Origin of the sequence: Aeromonas sp. (assembly GCF_050633025.1) — a bacterium.
Taxonomy (GTDB): Bacteria; Pseudomonadota; Gammaproteobacteria; order Enterobacterales; family Aeromonadaceae; genus Aeromonas.
This window is the reverse complement of sequence record NZ_JBODRQ010000083.1, coordinates 1-16,703: the sequence shown is the minus strand read 5'-3', so window position 1 is coordinate 16,703 and position 16,703 is coordinate 1. Positions and strand designations below refer to the sequence as shown.

The 16,703-nt window shown below is 58.6% G+C and carries 17 protein-coding genes; 10 read left to right on the top strand and 7 right to left on the bottom strand.

Going from position 1 to position 16,703, the window contains the following annotated elements:
- Positions 1-58: 58 nt before the first annotated feature.
- Positions 59-766, bottom strand: a complete 708-nt coding sequence (locus ACRAUW_RS12045; protein ID WP_431362471.1) for a ParB-like protein — start codon at positions 764-766, stop codon at positions 59-61.
- A gap of 184 nt (positions 767-950) precedes the next feature.
- Here ACRAUW_RS12045 and ACRAUW_RS12040 point away from each other — a divergent pair, with 184 nt between their 5' ends.
- From ACRAUW_RS12040 to pspG, 5 genes are all read left to right on the top strand, one after another.
- The gene (locus ACRAUW_RS12040) at positions 951-2,555 is read left to right on the top strand and encodes a peptide ABC transporter substrate-binding protein (RefSeq protein WP_431362470.1); all 1,605 of its coding nucleotides are present in this window, start codon (positions 951-953) and stop codon (positions 2,553-2,555) included.
- Between the two features lie 462 nt (positions 2,556-3,017).
- Positions 3,018-4,577, top strand: a complete 1,560-nt coding sequence (locus ACRAUW_RS12035) for a methyl-accepting chemotaxis protein (protein ID WP_431362469.1) — start codon at positions 3,018-3,020, stop codon at positions 4,575-4,577.
- Between the two features lie 428 nt (positions 4,578-5,005).
- Positions 5,006-5,668 (top strand): phage shock protein PspA, encoded by a 663-nt coding sequence (pspA, locus tag ACRAUW_RS12030; RefSeq protein WP_431362468.1) that lies wholly within the window; start codon positions 5,006-5,008, stop codon positions 5,666-5,668.
- Positions 5,669-5,670: 2 nt separating this feature from the next.
- On the top strand, positions 5,671-5,877 hold the full coding sequence (locus tag ACRAUW_RS12025) for a PspC domain-containing protein (protein WP_005335873.1): 207 nt from the start codon (positions 5,671-5,673) through the stop codon (positions 5,875-5,877).
- Between the two features lie 48 nt (positions 5,878-5,925).
- A complete protein-coding gene (gene pspG / locus ACRAUW_RS12020) occupies positions 5,926-6,144 on the top strand; it encodes an envelope stress response protein PspG (protein ID WP_005335871.1) in 219 nt (72 codons plus the stop codon).
- A gap of 90 nt (positions 6,145-6,234) precedes the next feature.
- Here pspG and ACRAUW_RS12015 read toward each other — a convergent pair whose 3' ends face one another.
- Positions 6,235-6,579, bottom strand: coding sequence for a GIY-YIG nuclease family protein (locus ACRAUW_RS12015; RefSeq protein ID WP_431362467.1), 345 nt, complete (start codon positions 6,577-6,579; stop codon positions 6,235-6,237).
- A 43-nt stretch (positions 6,580-6,622) separates the two neighbouring features.
- Here ACRAUW_RS12015 and ACRAUW_RS12010 point away from each other — a divergent pair, with 43 nt between their 5' ends.
- Entirely contained in the window at positions 6,623-7,357 is a 735-nt protein-coding gene (locus tag ACRAUW_RS12010) for a substrate-binding periplasmic protein (protein WP_431362466.1), read from the top strand.
- Here the strand turns inward: ACRAUW_RS12010 and rarD are convergent.
- Positions 7,339-8,232: an EamA family transporter RarD gene (rarD, locus tag ACRAUW_RS12005; RefSeq protein ID WP_431362465.1), complete on the bottom strand. Its 894-nt coding sequence runs from the start codon at positions 8,230-8,232 to the stop codon at positions 7,339-7,341. The genes ACRAUW_RS12010 and rarD overlap by 19 nt on opposite strands.
- Before the next feature lie 99 nt (positions 8,233-8,331).
- Here rarD and ACRAUW_RS12000 point away from each other — a divergent pair, with 99 nt between their 5' ends.
- Positions 8,332-8,919 carry a uracil-DNA glycosylase family protein gene (locus ACRAUW_RS12000; RefSeq protein ID WP_431362464.1) on the top strand — a complete coding sequence of 196 codons (588 nt, stop codon included), beginning with the start codon at positions 8,332-8,334 and terminating at the stop codon, positions 8,917-8,919.
- A 4-nt stretch (positions 8,920-8,923) separates the two neighbouring features.
- On the opposite strand, the gene ACRAUW_RS11995 is transcribed toward ACRAUW_RS12000, so the two are convergent.
- On the bottom strand, positions 8,924-9,781 hold the full coding sequence (locus ACRAUW_RS11995) for a DMT family transporter (RefSeq protein ID WP_421353985.1): 858 nt from the start codon (positions 9,779-9,781) through the stop codon (positions 8,924-8,926).
- 91 nt (positions 9,782-9,872) lie between these two features.
- Between ACRAUW_RS11995 and ACRAUW_RS11990 the strand changes: the two genes are divergently transcribed.
- A complete protein-coding gene (locus tag ACRAUW_RS11990; protein ID WP_431362463.1) occupies positions 9,873-10,763 on the top strand; it encodes a LysR substrate-binding domain-containing protein in 891 nt (296 codons plus the stop codon).
- Positions 10,764-10,772: 9 nt separating this feature from the next.
- Here ACRAUW_RS11990 and znuB read toward each other — a convergent pair whose 3' ends face one another.
- Together znuB and znuC are read right to left on the bottom strand one after the other, a co-directional pair.
- Positions 10,773-11,552 (bottom strand): zinc ABC transporter permease subunit ZnuB, encoded by a 780-nt coding sequence (gene znuB / locus ACRAUW_RS11985; RefSeq protein ID WP_005354863.1) that lies wholly within the window; start codon positions 11,550-11,552, stop codon positions 10,773-10,775.
- Positions 11,553-11,573: 21 nt separating this feature from the next.
- Complete coding sequence (gene znuC, locus ACRAUW_RS11980; RefSeq protein ID WP_431362462.1) at positions 11,574-12,350, bottom strand: zinc ABC transporter ATP-binding protein ZnuC; 777 nt, start codon at positions 12,348-12,350, stop codon at positions 11,574-11,576.
- A 96-nt stretch (positions 12,351-12,446) separates the two neighbouring features.
- Between znuC and znuA the strand changes: the two genes are divergently transcribed.
- Positions 12,447-13,379 (top strand): zinc ABC transporter substrate-binding protein ZnuA, encoded by a 933-nt coding sequence (gene znuA / locus ACRAUW_RS11975; protein ID WP_431362461.1) that lies wholly within the window; start codon positions 12,447-12,449, stop codon positions 13,377-13,379.
- 578 nt (positions 13,380-13,957) lie between these two features.
- Positions 13,958-15,295, top strand: coding sequence for a murein DD-endopeptidase MepM (gene mepM, locus ACRAUW_RS11970; RefSeq protein WP_431362460.1), 1,338 nt, complete (start codon positions 13,958-13,960; stop codon positions 15,293-15,295).
- Positions 15,296-15,366: 71 nt separating this feature from the next.
- On the opposite strand, the gene ACRAUW_RS11965 is transcribed toward mepM, so the two are convergent.
- Positions 15,367-16,311, bottom strand: a complete 945-nt coding sequence (locus ACRAUW_RS11965) for a D-2-hydroxyacid dehydrogenase (protein WP_431362459.1) — start codon at positions 16,309-16,311, stop codon at positions 15,367-15,369.
- Positions 16,312-16,703 lie beyond the last annotated feature (392 nt).

The following is a 16,703-nucleotide window of genomic DNA, read 5'->3' as shown; positions in this document are numbered from 1 at the left end:
CCCGGGGTCGCCCTCTTTTATCTCCGGCATGCTCTGGATGCCGTCATCGCACATCCACTCACTGCGCGCTTTTGGACTGGTTGAGGCTGCACTGCTTGCCGGGATAACCGGGTAGATCCTTGGCATCGCTGCCGCAGGCGAGCCGTTTGGCCTGTTGCAGCCGGGCGGCCAGATTGGAGTTATCGACAGGCATCCACTGCATCTGCTTGCCGAGCCAGCTGGCCCAGGCAAACTCGACGAAATAGACCTGCTTGTCCTTGCGAAAGTAGCCCGCATCCTGCAGCAATCCGGCCAGGGTACGATAGGGGTAATCAGGCAGCTTGTCGATACTGGTCGGCAACTGCTCCGGGGTCAGTGGTTGCCCCTTCTCATCCTTGAGCCAGGCCCAGTGGTTGTTCTGCATCTGGCTCCAGAAGTTGGCCTTGTCCTGCAGGCGGCCAATCACCTTGACCCGCGCATCCTTGACTCCCTGCTGCCACAACGCCTTGGTGAGATGGTGTCTGTCCACCAGCCAGTAGCTGCCATCCGGCGCAATGACCACGGGGATCTCTTTCTTTTTCATCAACTTGTCGAGCTGCTTTGCGCTCATGCCCGCCAATGTGGCCTGAGTCTCATCAACCTGGACCTGGCCGACGCCCCCCTGAGTCGGGTGCAAGGCATCGATGCCGATCTCGCACCAGTTACCCACCGCCGTGTCGCTCTGGCACGGGGCCAACGCCCAGGCACCCTGGCTCAACACACAGGCCAGCACTAACCATGCTTTCATCGTTTGACACTCCTCACCACATTGAACTGCACAGACGCCGAGAACGCTCTTCTACCCCGATTGGGAGTGAGAGTCGAATGCTGGCGGTCAGACCAGCAAACGGGATATCATGATTTCCCATCTGTCGGCGATATTTTCTCGCCGAGTTTTCTCCCCGCTTCACACTATTTGAAGGATCCGACCCATGAAAGGATGGAGCCCCTTGCTGGCCCTGCTGGGCTGTGCTGCTGTCCAGGCTGCCGATATTCCCGCCGGAACACAACTCGCCGCCGAGCAGATTGTCGTTCGCCACCTCAAGGATGAACCTGCGAGCCTGAGCCCGCTCAAGCTGGTCGGCCTGCCGGAGTTGCAGGTACTGCGGGATCTGTTCGAGGGGCTGCTGACCCAGGGGCCGGATGGCAAACCGGTTGCCGGGGTGGCGGCCAGCTGGGAGAACAAGGGCAACCAGCTCTTTACCTTCCATCTGCGCCCGGATGCGCGCTGGTCCAACGGCGATCCGGTCAAGGCCGGCGACTTCGTCTACGGCTGGCGCAAGCTGGTCGACCCGAAAGAGGCGGCCACCTTCGCCTGGTTTGCCCAACTGGCCCGTTTCGACAAGGTGGACGAAATAGTCGCTGGCAAATTGCCTGCCAGCGAGCTGGGGGTCAAGGCCCTCGATGACCACACCCTGCAGGTGACCCTCTCCCAACCGGTGCCCTACTTCCTGAACCTGCTGAGCCACCCCAGCCTGTCGCCGCTCCATCAGGCCAGCATCGAGCAGTACGGCAACCAGTGGACCCAGCCCGGCAAACTGGTGGGCAACGGTGCTTTTGTGCTGAACAACCGGGTGGTCAACGAGAAGCTGGAGCTGACCCCCAACCCTTATTACTGGGATCGGGCCCATACCGTATTGACCAAGGTGCTCTTCATGCCTATCAATCAGGAAAGCGCGGCCACCAACCGCTACCTGGCTGGCGATCTGCATATCACCGAATCCTTCCCCAAGGAGCAGTACGACAAGCTGAAGCAGCAGATCCCGAATGAGGTCTACACCCCGGATCAGCTCGGCACCTACTACTACGCCTTCAATACCAAACAGGCGCCACTGAACGATGTGCGGGTGCGCAAGGCGCTCTCCTACACCATCGACCGCGCCCTGATCGCCGACAAGGTGCTCGGCACTGGCGAGAAACCGGCTTATCACTTCACTCCGGATGTGACCGCCAGCTTCACCCCGACTGCCAACCTGCTCTCCACCAGCAGCCAGTCGGAGCTGGACAGCAAGGCCAAGGCCCTGCTCAAGGAGGCCGGTTACGGCCCGGACAAGCCGCTCAAACTGACCCTGCTCTACAACACCGCGGAAATTCACAAGAAGATGGCTCTGACCATCGCCAGCATGTGGAAGCAGAAGCTGGGTGCCGAGGTCGAGCTGACCAATCAGGAGTGGAAAACCTATCTCGACAGCCGCCAGAGCGGTCAGTTCGAGGTGATCCGCTCCTCCTGGGTCGCAGATTACAACGACCCTTCAGCGTTCCTTGGCCTGTGGGGCTCTCGTCACAGCGGCAATATGGCTGGCTTTGCCAATGCCCGTTATGACCAGCTACTGGCAGAGGCGGCCAGCACTCAGGATGCCGCCAGCCGCAGCAAGCTGTTTGGCGAGGCGGAGGCGATCCTGCTGGATCAAGCCCCCATCGCCCCCATCTACCAGTACACCAATGCCCGCCTCATCAAGCCATGGCTCAAGGGCTACCCCATCAACAACCCGGAAGATGTGGCCTACAGCCGCCAGCTCTACCTCGTCAAACACTGAACTGGCCGTCAACGCTGAAACAGGAGGGCCGCCTGCGGGCGGCCCTCCTGTTTATCCACTTAATGCTCACATTTCAGGCATAGAATGCCGCCCTGCCAGTTGGTGCCCCCTCTGCCCATCGGTTTAACAGGTGTTATCTGTTACTGCCTCCCAGGTTATGGAGACAGCGGTACAGGCCAATAACGAATCAACATACCAACGAATGTGTGTCGGCAGGATGTTGTACCAGTAGCAACTTTTCAACGATCGCCAGTCTGCCAAGATCAAGAGGGGGCTGCGCGTTTTAAACCCGGAGCCAGAGACATTCACGCTTTCGCACCAGCAGCGTCCCCTCACTTCATACATTCGTAGTGCTGATTAATTGACCCAAGCCAAGTTTGGGCCGCTAAAGAGTCTTAGAATAGTTTGTTAACGACAATAAAAAGATATTTATCAATTAGTTGGGCTTTTTAGGAAGGATACATGACCAAGCGCCATCAGGAGGGGGAGATACAGTTCCCCGACAACCTTGCACTCATCTCGACCACGGATCCCGCCAGTCATATTACCTATGCCAACCAGCACTTCTGTGATGTGGCCGGGTACAGTGCTGCCGAGATGGAAGGAGAGCCTCACAATCTGGTGCGTCACCCCGACATGCCCAAGGCGGCCTTCGCCGATATGTGGCAGCGGCTGCGACAGGGCAAAAGCTGGATGGGGCTGGTCAAGAACCGCACCAAAAGCGGTCAGTTCTATTGGGTAAACGCTTATGTCACCCCGATCCTCAATGCGCAGAAGGAGATCGTCGAGTTCCAGTCGGTGCGCACCAAACCCGCCGCCAGCGATGTGGCCTGGGCCGAGCAGCTCTATGGCCTGCTGCGCAGCGGCAAGGCACTCCCTTGGCTGAGCCGGTTTCACATTGAACCTGGTCAGCTGACCCTCTGGCTCTCCGTTTCTGCCTTGCTCACCACTCTTGCTACCTTTGCCACCGGCAACCTGTTCTGGCTGCTGCCCACCGCCTTGTTGCTGTTGGCACAGGCAACCCACGGCTGGCGTTTGCAACAGCGGCTGGCTCATCTGCTCACCCTTGCCGATCAAGACAAGGGAACCCGCCTCTGTCAGGTGCTCTACACCCGACGGCGCGACACCCTGGCGGCCGTCGAACTGGCCCTGCGGATGAAGCAGGCCGAACTCAAGGCCGTGGTCGGGCGCAGCGCCGACACCAACCAGCAGATCCTGCAGGCAGCCGAAGATGACCGGGGCAATATCCAGGCCATCGATACTCATCTGCAACAGCAGCGCGCCCACAGCGAGCAGCTGGCGACCGCCATCACCGAGCTGAGCCACTCCATTCGCGATGTGGCCCACAGTGCCCATGAGGCGAGCAATCTGGTCATAGAGGTACAGCAGGTCTCCGATGAGGGGCTGCAAGCATTGGCGACCACCCGCTCTGCCGTCAACCAACTCCATCAGGAGCTGGATGCCAACCACGCCGTGCTGGCCCAGCTCACCAGCGACAGCCAGAAGATCAGCGGTATTCTGGAGGTGATCAGTCAAATCGCCGACCAGACCAACCTGCTCGCCCTCAATGCGGCCATCGAGGCCGCCCGAGCGGGCGAACAGGGGCGCGGTTTTGCCGTGGTGGCGGATGAAGTGAGGGCGCTGGCTCAGAAGACCCGTGCCTCGACCAGCGAGATCCACGAGATGATCCAGGCGCTGCAACAGACTACACAACAGCTGTCGGACGGGATGACACAAGGGGCGCAGACCTCGGTGCGCTGCCAGCAGCATGCGGGCACCACCGCCGATGTGCTCACCCAGATCAACCGGATGCTGGGGCAGGTAACCCGCACCAGCGACGAGATCGCCCAAGCGGTGAGTCAGCAGGCCGACGTGACGGCAACGCTCGATGAAGGGGTGCACCAGATCCACCAGCTGGCCAGCCACACCGCCGACAACAGCAGGCAGGCGCTCGATGGTATCACCCTGCTGGTAGAGCGGCTGCAGGATCTCTCTCGGCTGATCAACCAGTTCAGATATTGAAGCGACCGCGATCAAAAAAGCGCGTCAACAGACGCGCTTTTTGCAGACTGCTGACAACCCCCTGGGCGCCGATCCCAGGGTTTGATCTCATTGCTGCATGGTCAATAAATGGACTGCACCATGTTCAGAGAACCCGCCCCCCAACAATTTGAGATCGAGATGGTCACCCTTGAGGAACTCGTCCCCCAAGACCGAGCTAAAAAAACCTCTTTGAAAAAGAGGGGGTTCTTCAGCAATCTGTAAGGGAGCCACAGGCTCCCTTTTTGTTGGTAAAAATCACCACATTGTTGTCTATTTTCACCAATAAACCATTCTTGGATTTCCTCGGTAAATTCCCATCTACATGTAAAATAACAATAATTTTTCTTGGCACGGCTCTTGTAATGCAATGGGAAGAGATAGCCATCCCATCAACAAGGAGCCAGACCATGAGCGTATTCAGCCGCCTGACCGACGTGATAAATGCCAACCTGCACAGCCTGCTCGACAAGAGTGAAGAGCCGGAGAAGATGCTGCGCCTGATGATCGAAGAGATGGAGCAGGTGCAGGTCGAGATGCGAACCCAGGCCGCCCGCGTGATTGCCGAGCAGAAACAGCTGGAGCGCCACCAGCAGGGGTTGCAGGCGCAGATCCTGGAGTGGTCGGCCAAGGCCGAGCTCGCCATCCAGAAAGGGCGTGAGGATCTGGCCCGTGCCGCCCTCACCGAGAAGCTGGCGGAGGTCAAAAAATGTGAACAGCTGGAGCAGGACAAGGCCCGGGTGGCCGAGGTGCTGGCCCAGCTCACCGTCGACAGCGAGCGGCTGGCGGCCAAGCTGACCGAAGCGCGCGAGAAGCAAAAACTGCTGACCCTGCGCGAGCAGACAGCCCACAGCCGCATTCGTGCCCGCGCCCAGGTAGACAACCAGCGCATGCACGAGCTGATGGCCCGTTTTGACGGTTTTCAGGGCCGGGTCGATCAGCTGGAGGCCCAGCTGGAGGCGGCCACCCTGGGGCAGAATCCCTCGCTGGAGGCTCAGTTCCGCGAGCTGGAGCTCAATGACGAGATCGAGCGCGAGCTGGCTCGCCTCAAAGGCCAGAAAGCGGAGGTGTAATCATGAGCCCCTGGCCCAAGGATCTGGTGCATCGCAAGCTGACCGGGGTCTGCGCCGGTATTGCCAGGCGGTTGGGGGTCTCCAGAGTCACGGTGCGGGTGGTGGCACTGCTCGCCCTGATCCTGATGCCGCCGCTGGCACTGGCCGCCTATCTGCTGGCGGTGCTGGTGATGCCGCCCCGTTATGAATTGAAGCGCTGGCTGGATTGACCGAAGGGTTGATCAGCCGGCAGACAAGGTACTGATAAGGAGCAAGTTATGCTGGAATTTTTCATATTGCTGGTGGTGCTGCTGGTCATGGCACTGACCGGTTTTACCCTGGTAGCCATGTTGCTGGTGAGCGGCCTGTTCGTGCTGCTTGGGGCACTGGGCGGCATGCTTGCTCTGATCATCAAGCTGGCCCCCTGGTTGCTGCTGGTGCTGGCGGTTTGCTGGCTGATCAGCAACCGCAGCAAGCGTTCCAATACCTACCTCTAACCCGCCTGAGGTTGTGCAAGACGCTGTGTGATGCTCCCTGATTTCCCCTTTCCGGCCACTCATCGAGTGGCCTTTTTTTGCCTGCAACCCTTAAGGTCGGGTCGTTTCGGCTAACCACTGGGGGCTCCAGCTCTGCCAGAGTGCCGGGCTGTGGATCAGCTGCTCCTTGAAGGATTTTGGCTGCTGCTTGAGGCGATATTCGATGCGCAGGGCCGCCCCCTTCTCGCCGACTTCCTGTTGCCACGCCAGTGTCAGTGGCCCCTTGCCGCGCAGGGCGCGAGCACCCTTGCCACTCTGATGCTGGCGCAGACGGCGCAGCGGATCCGTGCTGATCCCGGTATAGAGCAGGCCGGTGGCAGTACGCACCATATAGACAGACCAGCGGGAAGGGGCGGATGATTGCGGCGCTGGAGTGGTGGTCGCGGGTTCTCTCATTCAAATTCTCTGTGCCAAACTCAAAGCAGCTCAAGGAGGTGCGATGAGAGTCTGGTTCTGGTTGTGGTTACTGTTGTCGGTCCCGGCTCTGGGGGAGACGATCCGTCTCTACGATTACCATCAGCATCCGCCCTTCAATACCGGTGGAGAGGCTGGGTTGAGCCACGAGCTGGTCAAGTATCTCAATGAAAAGCTGGGGGGGGAACCCAGGATCGAGCTCTGGCTGGTCAATCGCGCCCGGCTGGTGCTGGAAATGTCGGATCCCGACTTTGACGGTCTGGTGGTCTGGGTCAATCCCGCCTGGGTGGGGGATCCCCAACGCGAGCGCTATCTCTGGACCTTTCCGGTGATGCGCGACACCAATGAGCTGATCTCGAGCATCGACAAGCCGATCACCTATCGCGGACCCGCCTCCCTCAAGGGGTTGGTGTTCAGCGGGGTGGAGGGCTACCGCTATCAGGGGATCGACGATGCGGCAGCAAGGGGAGAGCTGGAGCGTCACGATGCCAAGAAGGTGAAGACCAATCTTGAACTGCTGGTGCGCAGACGCATCGATGTGACGCTGGTGAGTGGTTCATCGCTGGGCTTTTTCATCGACTCACAGCACTATCAGGGCAAGTTGTTTATCTCGCCCTTCCCCCAATCCAGCTATACACGCCATATTCTGCTGCCCAGATCCCGTGCCGATCTCCATGCTCGTCTCAACGACATCGCCGAGCAGATGGACCGGGATCCCCGCTGGCACCAGGTGCTGGAGTCCTATCGCGGTACGCCCTGAGGCCGGCGGCGCTTGAGCCGGTGCAGCGGTAGCAGGCTCACCAGCAGACCAGCCCAGACGAAGGCGAAGCCGACCGTCTTGATGGGGTCCGGTGCCTCACCAAACCAGTAGATGGCGAGCAGGAAGGCGAGGCTGGGCTCGATATATTGCAGCAGCCCCACAGTGCTCATCCGGGTTCTCGCCACCGCGTAGCAGAACAGCCCCACCGGTAGCAGGGTGGCGGGGGCACTGCCCATCAGCAGCAGCTTGTCGGCCAGATCCCCGTTCACGAATGCCCCTTCCCCGTGCCATGCCAGCGTGCCGATGATGATCAGCGCGACGGGCAGTTGCACCATGGCTTCCAGATAGAGGCTGGTGCCGGTGTCGTAGTGGATCTTCTTCTTGATAAGGCCATAGCAGGCGAAGTTGGCCCCCATGATGAGGGAGAACCAGGGGAGCTGGCCGTAGCAGAACAGCATGTAGGCAAGCCCCGCCAGCGCCAGGGCGACCGCCAGATGCTTTTGCGGGGTGAGCCGCTCTTTGAGGAAGATGACGGCGAATACGATATTGAACAGCGGGGTCATAAAGAAGGCGAGGCTGGTGGTCAGTACCTGTCCGGTCGTGAGGCACCAGGTGAACATGCACCAGCTGATGGACATCACGGGGCCCGCCAGCAGAATGAGGCCGAGCTGACGCGGCTCGCTGCGCAGTTGTGCCCAAGGCACCTTGTGGCCAAGCAGCAAAAACAGGGCACCCAGCAGCACCACAGACCAGAGCACCCGGTGGGAGATCAGCTCCCACATGTTGACCTCGGGCATGAATTGATAATAGAGCGGCAGCATCCCCCACAGAATGAAAGAGAGGGTCGCGGTGCCGGTACCTAGCCAGTTTTTCATCATTGCCCGTTTATTAAATTAAACACCTATGGCGATAGTAGGGGGCGCGCCCTGTTTCCACAAGAGGGAAAACAGGGAAATACTGGTACTATCAACGTCATGCAGCAAATCGATAAGTTATTTGAGCAAATCAGGGCCTGCCGTCTGTGCGAGGCTCATCTGCCGCTGGGACCTCGTCCGGTGATCCGCGGGGCCGAGAGTGCCCGCTTGCTGATCATCGGTCAGGCGCCCGGCACCCGGGTGCATGCCAGCGGTATCCCGTGGGATGACCCCTCCGGTGACAGGCTGCGCCAGTGGCTCGGTGTCGATAAGGCCACCTTTTACGACGAATCCCGCATCGCCATCATGCCGATGGGGCTCTGTTATCCCGGCAGGGGAAAATCCGGCGATCTGCCACCCAGACCCGAGTGCGCATCCACCTGGCACGACAAGGTATGGATGTTGTTGCCCAATATCGAACTGACCCTGCTGATCGGCCAGTATGCGCAAGCCCATTACCTGTGGGGGGCGGCCAAAGGGTCACTCACCGACACGGTGCGCAGCTGGGCCGACTATGGCCCCGGCTGGCTGCCGTTGCCGCATCCCTCCCCGCGTAATACTCTCTGGCTCAGGAGGAATCCCTGGTTCGAGGAGGAGATCGTCCCCCCTCTGCAGCAAAGGGTCGCCCCTTTGCTGGCACGACCCTGAGTGCTTAAACCGCCGGTTCGGCCAGCGGTTTGGGTTTGCTGCGGGCCATGGCAATAAGCGGCAGGACGATGCAGATACAGCCCAGCAGCAGCGGCAGGCCCGGCTGCTCGTCAAACAGCCACACCCCGATGGCCACCGCCATCAGCAGACCGGTGTACTCCGCCGAGGCGATCTTGCTCGCCTCCGCCTTGCGATAGGCCACCACGCACAAGCCCGCATAGACCATGATCAGCGCCGAGGAGCCGAAGGCGGGCCACCACATCTGCCACTGCCAGTCGCCCCCTTCCCATAATGCCAGCGTCAGAATGAAGGGCATGCTCAGCACGTTGGTGAAGAACAGGGTCTGGGCGATGGGCTGCTTGAGCGGGATCCGCTTGATCAGCAGATTGTTGAGCGCCATCGACAGCGCCACCCCGAGCGCCGCCAGTGCGGCCCAGTTCACTTCGGTCGGGCGCAGTACGATCAGCACTCCGATAAACCCGATAACCGCAGTCAGCACCTTTTGGCGCGAGATCGCTTCCCCCGCCATCCACACCGCCAGCGGCACCATCATCAGGGGGGCGGCATAGAAGAGGGCATTGGCAGTGGCGAGCGGCAAGCGGGTGAGGGCGACCACCATCAGGCAGACGCCGACCGCCCAGATATGAGCCCGCAGCAGGTGCCACTTGATGGCCACCGGCGGATTGCGGCGCCATGACCAGAGCAGCCAGGGCATCAGCAGAATGGCGGCCGAGAGCTGACGAAAAAAAACAAACTGGAAGATGGGCTGATCCGGCTCCAGTACCTTGACCAGCGCATCGGAAAAGACCGCCACCATATTGCCCAGCACCAGATAAAGGATGCCGATCCCTACTGCATTCATACCACCTCCCACTTCAGATGAGGGGAGGGTAGCGTGGTAGCCGTTATCCAGTAAAATGATAAAAAATGATCATTCATGAGTTTTTTAGATAATGAAGCTGCCCCCCCTGCGTGCCGTGCAATATTTCGAAGTGGTCGCCCGGCTGCTCAGCTTCTCCCGCGCCGCCCTTGAACTGAACGTTAGCCAGAGTGCGGTCAGCCACCAGATCAGCCTGCTCGAGGATTTTCTGGGTGAGCGCTTGCTGCTGCGTCAGGGGCGTCTGCTCTCCCTGACACCGCAGGGGGAGAGCTACTTCGAGGGGATTGCCGCAGGGCTCAGCCAGATTGCCCAGAGCAGCGAACAGCTGCGCGGTGGCGGCGAGATGCGAGTCCGACTCGCGGTCTACAGCTCGTTTGCGGTGAAGTGGCTGATCCCGCGGTTGGCCGGATTGCGCCAACTCTACCCCGAGCTGGATTTGAGTCTGGAGATGGTGGCGGAAGACCCCGAACTCTCCGATAGGGTGGCGGACTGCTTTATCACAGTCTCACCCCACGGGCGTGGCTACTGTCACGATCTTATCTATCAGGAGCGGCTCTTTCCAGTCTGTAGTCGCCGCCTGTTGCAGCAGATCAGCGGGGAGTGGCCTGAGGCCATCTGGCAGCTGCCGCTGCTCTCGGTGCAGTCCATCTACAAGGCGCGGGGGGAGGATTGGCAGCGCTGGGCCAAGGCAGGTGGCTTGGTGATCCCTGACGAGGCGCGGATGCACCATTTCAGCCATGTGCTGCTGGCGATGGAGGCAGCGGCCTGGGATCAGGGTGTGGCGTTCGTGAATGACTACATGCTGCGGCCCGATGATCCCCAGCTGGTGGCCTTGCCGGTACACCAGCTGGAGACGGGGGATGCCTTCTACTTTACCTGCAAGCGCTCGCGGGCCCATGAGCCCGCCATCAGCCGGTTGCGCCAGTGGCTGATGATGGAGACACGCCAGAGCATGCCGCTCTAGCTTGTTTCGTTACGCTCTCTTGAACTGGCTCAGCACAAACAGGCTGGTGGCGCAGACGACGACAGAGGGGCCTGCCGGGGTGTCCTGATACCAGGAGAGGGTCAATCCACCCAGCACGGCGAGACAGCCAATCAGCGCGGCAAAGCCGGCCATCTGCTCCGGTGTCTGGCTGAAGCGGCGGGCGGTGGCGGCAGGGATGATCAGCAGGGAGGTGATGATCAGCGCCCCGACAAACTTCATCGCCACGGCGATCACCAGCCCGATCAGCAGCATCAAGACGCAGCGCAGCACATCGACCCGGATCCCTTCTACCCGTGCCAGCTCTTCCGAGATGGTCATGGAGAGCAGGGGATCCCACAACCGCCACAGGGTGAGCAGCACCAGCGCGCCACCGCCATAGATCCAGAGCAGGTCCATCGGTTGTACCGAGAGCAGGTCGCCGAACAGGTAGGCCATCAGATCCACCCGCACGTTATCCATAAAACTCAAGGTAACCAGACCGAGGGACAGGGCGCTGTGAGCCAGAATGCCGAGCAGGGTATCGGTGGCCACCTGCTGGTTGCGGCTCATGATCACCAGCAGCATCGCCATGGCGAGGCAGCAGACCACCACCGCCAGGGTGAGATCGACCTGCAGCAGGATGCCCAGCGCGATGCCGAACAGACAGGCATGGGAGAGGGTGTCGCCAAAATAGGCCATTTTTCGCCATACCACGAAGCTGCCGAGGGGACCGGCCAGCAGGGCGATGCCGAGACCGGCCGCGAGGGCGTATAACAGAAAGCTGTCCACTTGAATGTCCTGTTGCTTGCGCTATTTGCTGTGAGCGTTGTTGCGAGAAGGCAGGCGGATGACGGGGGCCTGCGGTTCATGATGATGGTGTTCGCCGTCGCAGTGGTGATGGTGGGTATAGACCGCCAGCACCTCCTGCTCCGGTCGCCCGAACAGACGGGCAAATTCGGGGTGGCGGGCCACGCTTTGGGGCTCGCCATGACAGCAGACATGGCGATTGAGGCAGATCACCTCGTGGGTGCTGGCCATCACCAGATGCAGGTCGTGGGAGACCATCAGCACGGCGCAATTGAACTCGGCGGCGAGCTGGCCGATGAGGGCGTAGAGCTCGATCTGGCCGGTGATATCAACCCCTTGCACCGGCTCATCCAGCACCAGCAGCTCGGGCTTGACCAGCAGGGCGCGAGCCAGCAGCACACGCTGCATCTCACCACCCGAGAGCTTCTGCATCCGGTTTTCCAGCAATCCCTCTGCGCCCACCCGGGCCAGTGCTTCCTCGATGGAGAGGCGGCTATTTTTGCCCAGTTGCAGGAAGCGGCGTACCGTCAGCGGCAAGGTGGGATCCAGATAGAGTCGCTGGGGCACATAGCCGACTCTCAGATCTCGGCTGCGGATGATCTGGCCAGAATCCGGGGTGAGCAGGCCCAGCACCAGCTTGCTCAGGGTGCTCTTGCCCGCCCCGTTGGGGCCGACCAAGGTGGTGATTTTGCCTTTATTGAGGGTAAAGGAGACCTTGTCGAGCACTGAGCGTCCATCGAACGAAAGACAGACCTCTTTCAGCTCTACCAGTTGGGTCATGACAGCTCCGGGGTTTACAGCCAGTGAGAGTTATAATATAACAAAAAACAGAAGCTGTTATATTATCACACAATCACCCGCTGACGAGATTCACCAATGAGAATTATTGCTTTTTTCACTGCCCTGCTGGCGGTGAGTTTGCCTGTTCGTGCCGTGGAGGTACTGACCACCATCAAGCCCCTCGGCTTCATCACCGCGGCGATCACTGACGGGGTGAGCGAGCCCAAGGTATTGTTGCCGACCGGCGCCTCTCCCCACGACTTTTCCCTGCGCCCCTCCGATATTCGTAGCATCAACAGCGCTGGCTTGGTGGTGTGGGTCGGCCCCGAGCTGGAAGGCTTCATGGCCAAGCCGCTGGCTAATCATCCCCATGCACTGGCCCTGACTCAGGTTGAGGGGATGCCGCTGTTCAACTACGCGACTCAGGATAGCCACGATTCCCATGATCACGATGCGCACGATCATGCCGTCCACGAGCACGGTGACCATGATGAAGGGCATGAGGGACATCATCACGAAGGGGTCGATCCCCATATCTGGCTTGGCCCGACGCAGGCCAAAGTGATTGCCAAGGCGATCGCAAGTGAATTGGGCAAGCTGGATCCGGCCAATCAGGCTCGCTATGACGCCAACCTAGCGGCATTTGATGCCAAAGTGGATGCCAAAGACAAGGTGATTGCCGGCCAGATGAAGGCAGTGAATGAGAAGGGGTACTTTGTCTTCCACGAGGCGTATGGTTACTGGGAGCGCCACTACGGCATGAGTTCAAAGGGTCACTTTACCGTGAGCCCTGAGCGTCGCCCTGGCGCCAAGACGCTAGTGGATATCCGCAAGGCACTGGAAGAGAAGCAGGCGAGCTGCATTTATGCCGAGCCGCAATTCTCACCGGCTGTGATCGAATCGGTGGCACGCAATACTGGCGCCAAGGTACTGTTGCTGGATGAGGTGGGTGAACAGGTGCCACTCGGCCCGGATGGTTATCCCCAATTCATGCAGCAACTGGCAGACGCATTCGCCCAGTGCCGCTGATCACCGGCCGAGTCTCGTACCGGACGAACTATGCCAGCCTGCGGCATCTGACATGAAATGGGTGGTGTTATTTTGCCCCAGTGTGCAGGCATCGCGTCTTTGTCGGCCTGATAGCCAGCCTGATAGCGCCATATCATAGCGGATTACACCGCACCAGTCGGCAAGATTCGCTGACTATATGGTCCTTGCTCCCTGTTTACCCCCCTGCTGTTATGGTGGCTGTCGCTGCCAGTAACCACTTTGGCCAACCGCAAAGAGCGGGACGGTACTATTCAGAAACGGGATAAAAGTTATCGATGCAATAGTGTTGGTAACGGCGTGAGAACATACACGCAAAACAATCTTAACATAATGAGGTTTTATTGTGGCGTTATGGCGAACCGGCTTTTAAAAATAGAAAAAAATGGTTAAAAAGACGATCATTTCTGCCCATCCAGGCGGGTTATGCATAAAATGTGAGGTTCATGCTGATTACAAGGAACTATTTGTAACTTTGTTTGTCGAAAAATCAGTTTTATGCGGTTTTCAACAACTGACATCGTAACTCACTCTTTTTAGCTCTAGATACAGGATAGCGGATGAAACGTCTCCGTCCCTTGGTAGCACAGGCTACCAATTGGGAACCACCGGTTCCCCGCAAACACTTTTATGCAATGGTGATGCTGACGGCTATGACCCTGTCAGCAGTGGCATTGCTGCCGGCTCCCGGCGACATTCTGGAGCGGCCGCTGCGTTTGGAGTTGCCGATTGATACCGCAGGTACGGCAACCAACGAAAACAACACCGACTTTAACGAAATTCCCGATCATGAACTGGTTGATCAGAGTGCGCCGGATGACGATATCCCGGTCGACACCACCCCCCAGTGGCAGGATTATCGAGTTCGCAACGGCCAAAACCTGACCGCCATTTTTAACAATCTCGGTCTCTCCACCACCACCCTTTATAAGGTGCTGGACGCGGACAACAAGAACTATCTGGCGCGCCTCAAGCCGGGTCAGAATATTGAGCTGCTGATCGACCAGAACAACATCCTGCAGCAACTAAAGATTCGTCTGAATATCAAGCAGACGCTGGTGATGGCGCGCAGCGACGATGCCTATACCGCCTCCATGATTAATGAGAAGGTCGAGTGGCAATCGCAGCGTTACAACGGCGTGATCAACGGCAGTTTCTATGTCAGTGCCCGCAATGCAGGGATTCCAGCCAACCATATCCAGAAGATTGCCAACCTGTTTCAGTGGCGGATGAACTTTGCCCAGGATCTGAAAAAAGGTGACAAATTCAAGGTACTGGTGCGTCAGGAGACGGTTGAAGGCAAGAGCACCGGTAACAGCCAACTGCTTGGCGTGGAAGTGATCAGTCAAGGCAAGACTGTGTCGGCATGGCTTTCCGATGACGGCAACTATTACGACGGTAAGGGCAACAGCCTGGAACGCGGTTTCCGTCGCTACCCGACCCACAGCCGCTACCGGATCAGCTCAAACTTCAACCCTGCACGCAAGCATCCGGTGACTGGGCTCATTCGTCCACATGAAGGTACCGACTTTGCCCTGCCTGTCGGCACGCCGGTGCTGGCGACCGGTGATGGAATTGTCCAGAAGGCGACCAGCCACCCGCTGGCCGGTACCTATGTGGTTATCAAACATGGGCGGACCCTGGCGACTCGCTATCTGCACCTGAGCAAGCTGCTGGTCAAGCCGGGCCAACGGGTGAAGATGGGAGACAAGGTCGGTCTCTCCGGCAATACCGGTCGTTCTACTGGTGCTCACTTGCACTACGAGCTGCGGATCAACAACCGTCCGGTCAATGCCATGACTGCCAAGCTGCCGATGGCTGAACCGCTCAGCGGCAAGGAGCGTCGGCAGTTCCTTGCCAAGGTGAAGAGCTACCGCAAGGAGCTGGCCGTGGGTTGATTCCTGTTCTCACAGCCTGAAATGAAAGGCCCCGCCAGATTGGCGGGGCCTTTTTGCATGTGTGGTGAGGCTCAATAACCCTTGTCGAAGTCGATCTTACCATCAAGGGGCTGGCCATCGATAAAGCGGATGTAGTTGCGCACAAAGATCTGGGCCACATCCTCTGGAAAGCTGTAGGCGCTGTTGTGGGGGGTGACGATGAGGTTGGGTTGTCCCCACAGTGGACTGTCGGCGGGCAGCGGCTCCTGCTCGAATACATCCAGCACCGCCATTGCCAGCTTGCCGGTACGCAGCGCGGTGAGCAGGTCAACCGAGTGCACGGCGTTGCCGCGACCGACGTTGAACAGGATGGCGCCCGGTTTGCAGTGTTCGAAGCGTTCTGCATTGAACAGATGACGGGTATCGCGGGTGGCTGGCAGCACGCTGACGATGACATCGGCCTGAGTCAGCATCTTGTTGAGCGCAGGCAGCTGATAAACCTGATCAAACCCGGCCCTCTCCCGACCGCTGCGGCTGATGCCCTGCACCATCATGCCAAAATGTTTGCCGGTGTGGGCGATATGCTGGCCAATGTTGCCGGTCCCAAGGAGCAGCATGGTTTTTCCCTTGAGCCCCTGATAGGGATGGCTTTGCCACAACCGCTGTTTCTGCTGTTCCCGATAGAGGGGAATTTGGCGCATCAGACTGAGCAGATGACCAAAGACATACTCGCTCATCAGCGGGCCGAAGATGCCGCGCACATTGGTGAGCTGGTAGTCGCGGCGACTATCAGGGTCGAGCAGCACATCGACCCCCGCATAAGTGGACTGGAGCCAGTTCAGCTTGCTGGCTCTGGGCAGCAGCGGTTTGGCACGGGCCGGTTCGGCCATCAGAATATGGGCTTCGCCGATCAGCTTCTCGGCATCGCTCTGGTTATCGGCTCGCAGAATGCGCAGATAAGGGAGGTCGGCGGCCTTGAGCAGTCGTTCGTAATGAGCATTATCCTGGCTGAGTAAAAGAAGGGTCCGTTGGCTCATATTCTGGTTCCTTATCAGAATTTGTGGTGCAACAAGAGATGGTGCTCCCGCTCCATCTTATTGACTTCATATCGCAACATTTTAATCCGCTTATGTCTTCACATTTATATGGTCCTGGTTAGGCAATCACTGCCCTGACACTTTGGGCTCTGCTTACACTACCTACATGTGGAACTCAATTGATGCCACTGTTATTAGCTTCAAATGAGATCAATTAATTCATTATGGTGATCTGTGTCACGTTTAATAAGGGTTGATTTATTGTAGAGTAAATCCTGTCGAAGGTTCTGTGATAATGATTTACTGCATGATTAAAATAATTTCACTTATATTGAAATTCCAATGACCTATGTGTTCTTAACTAGAATCTGGGTAATTAATTTCTCCTCAGT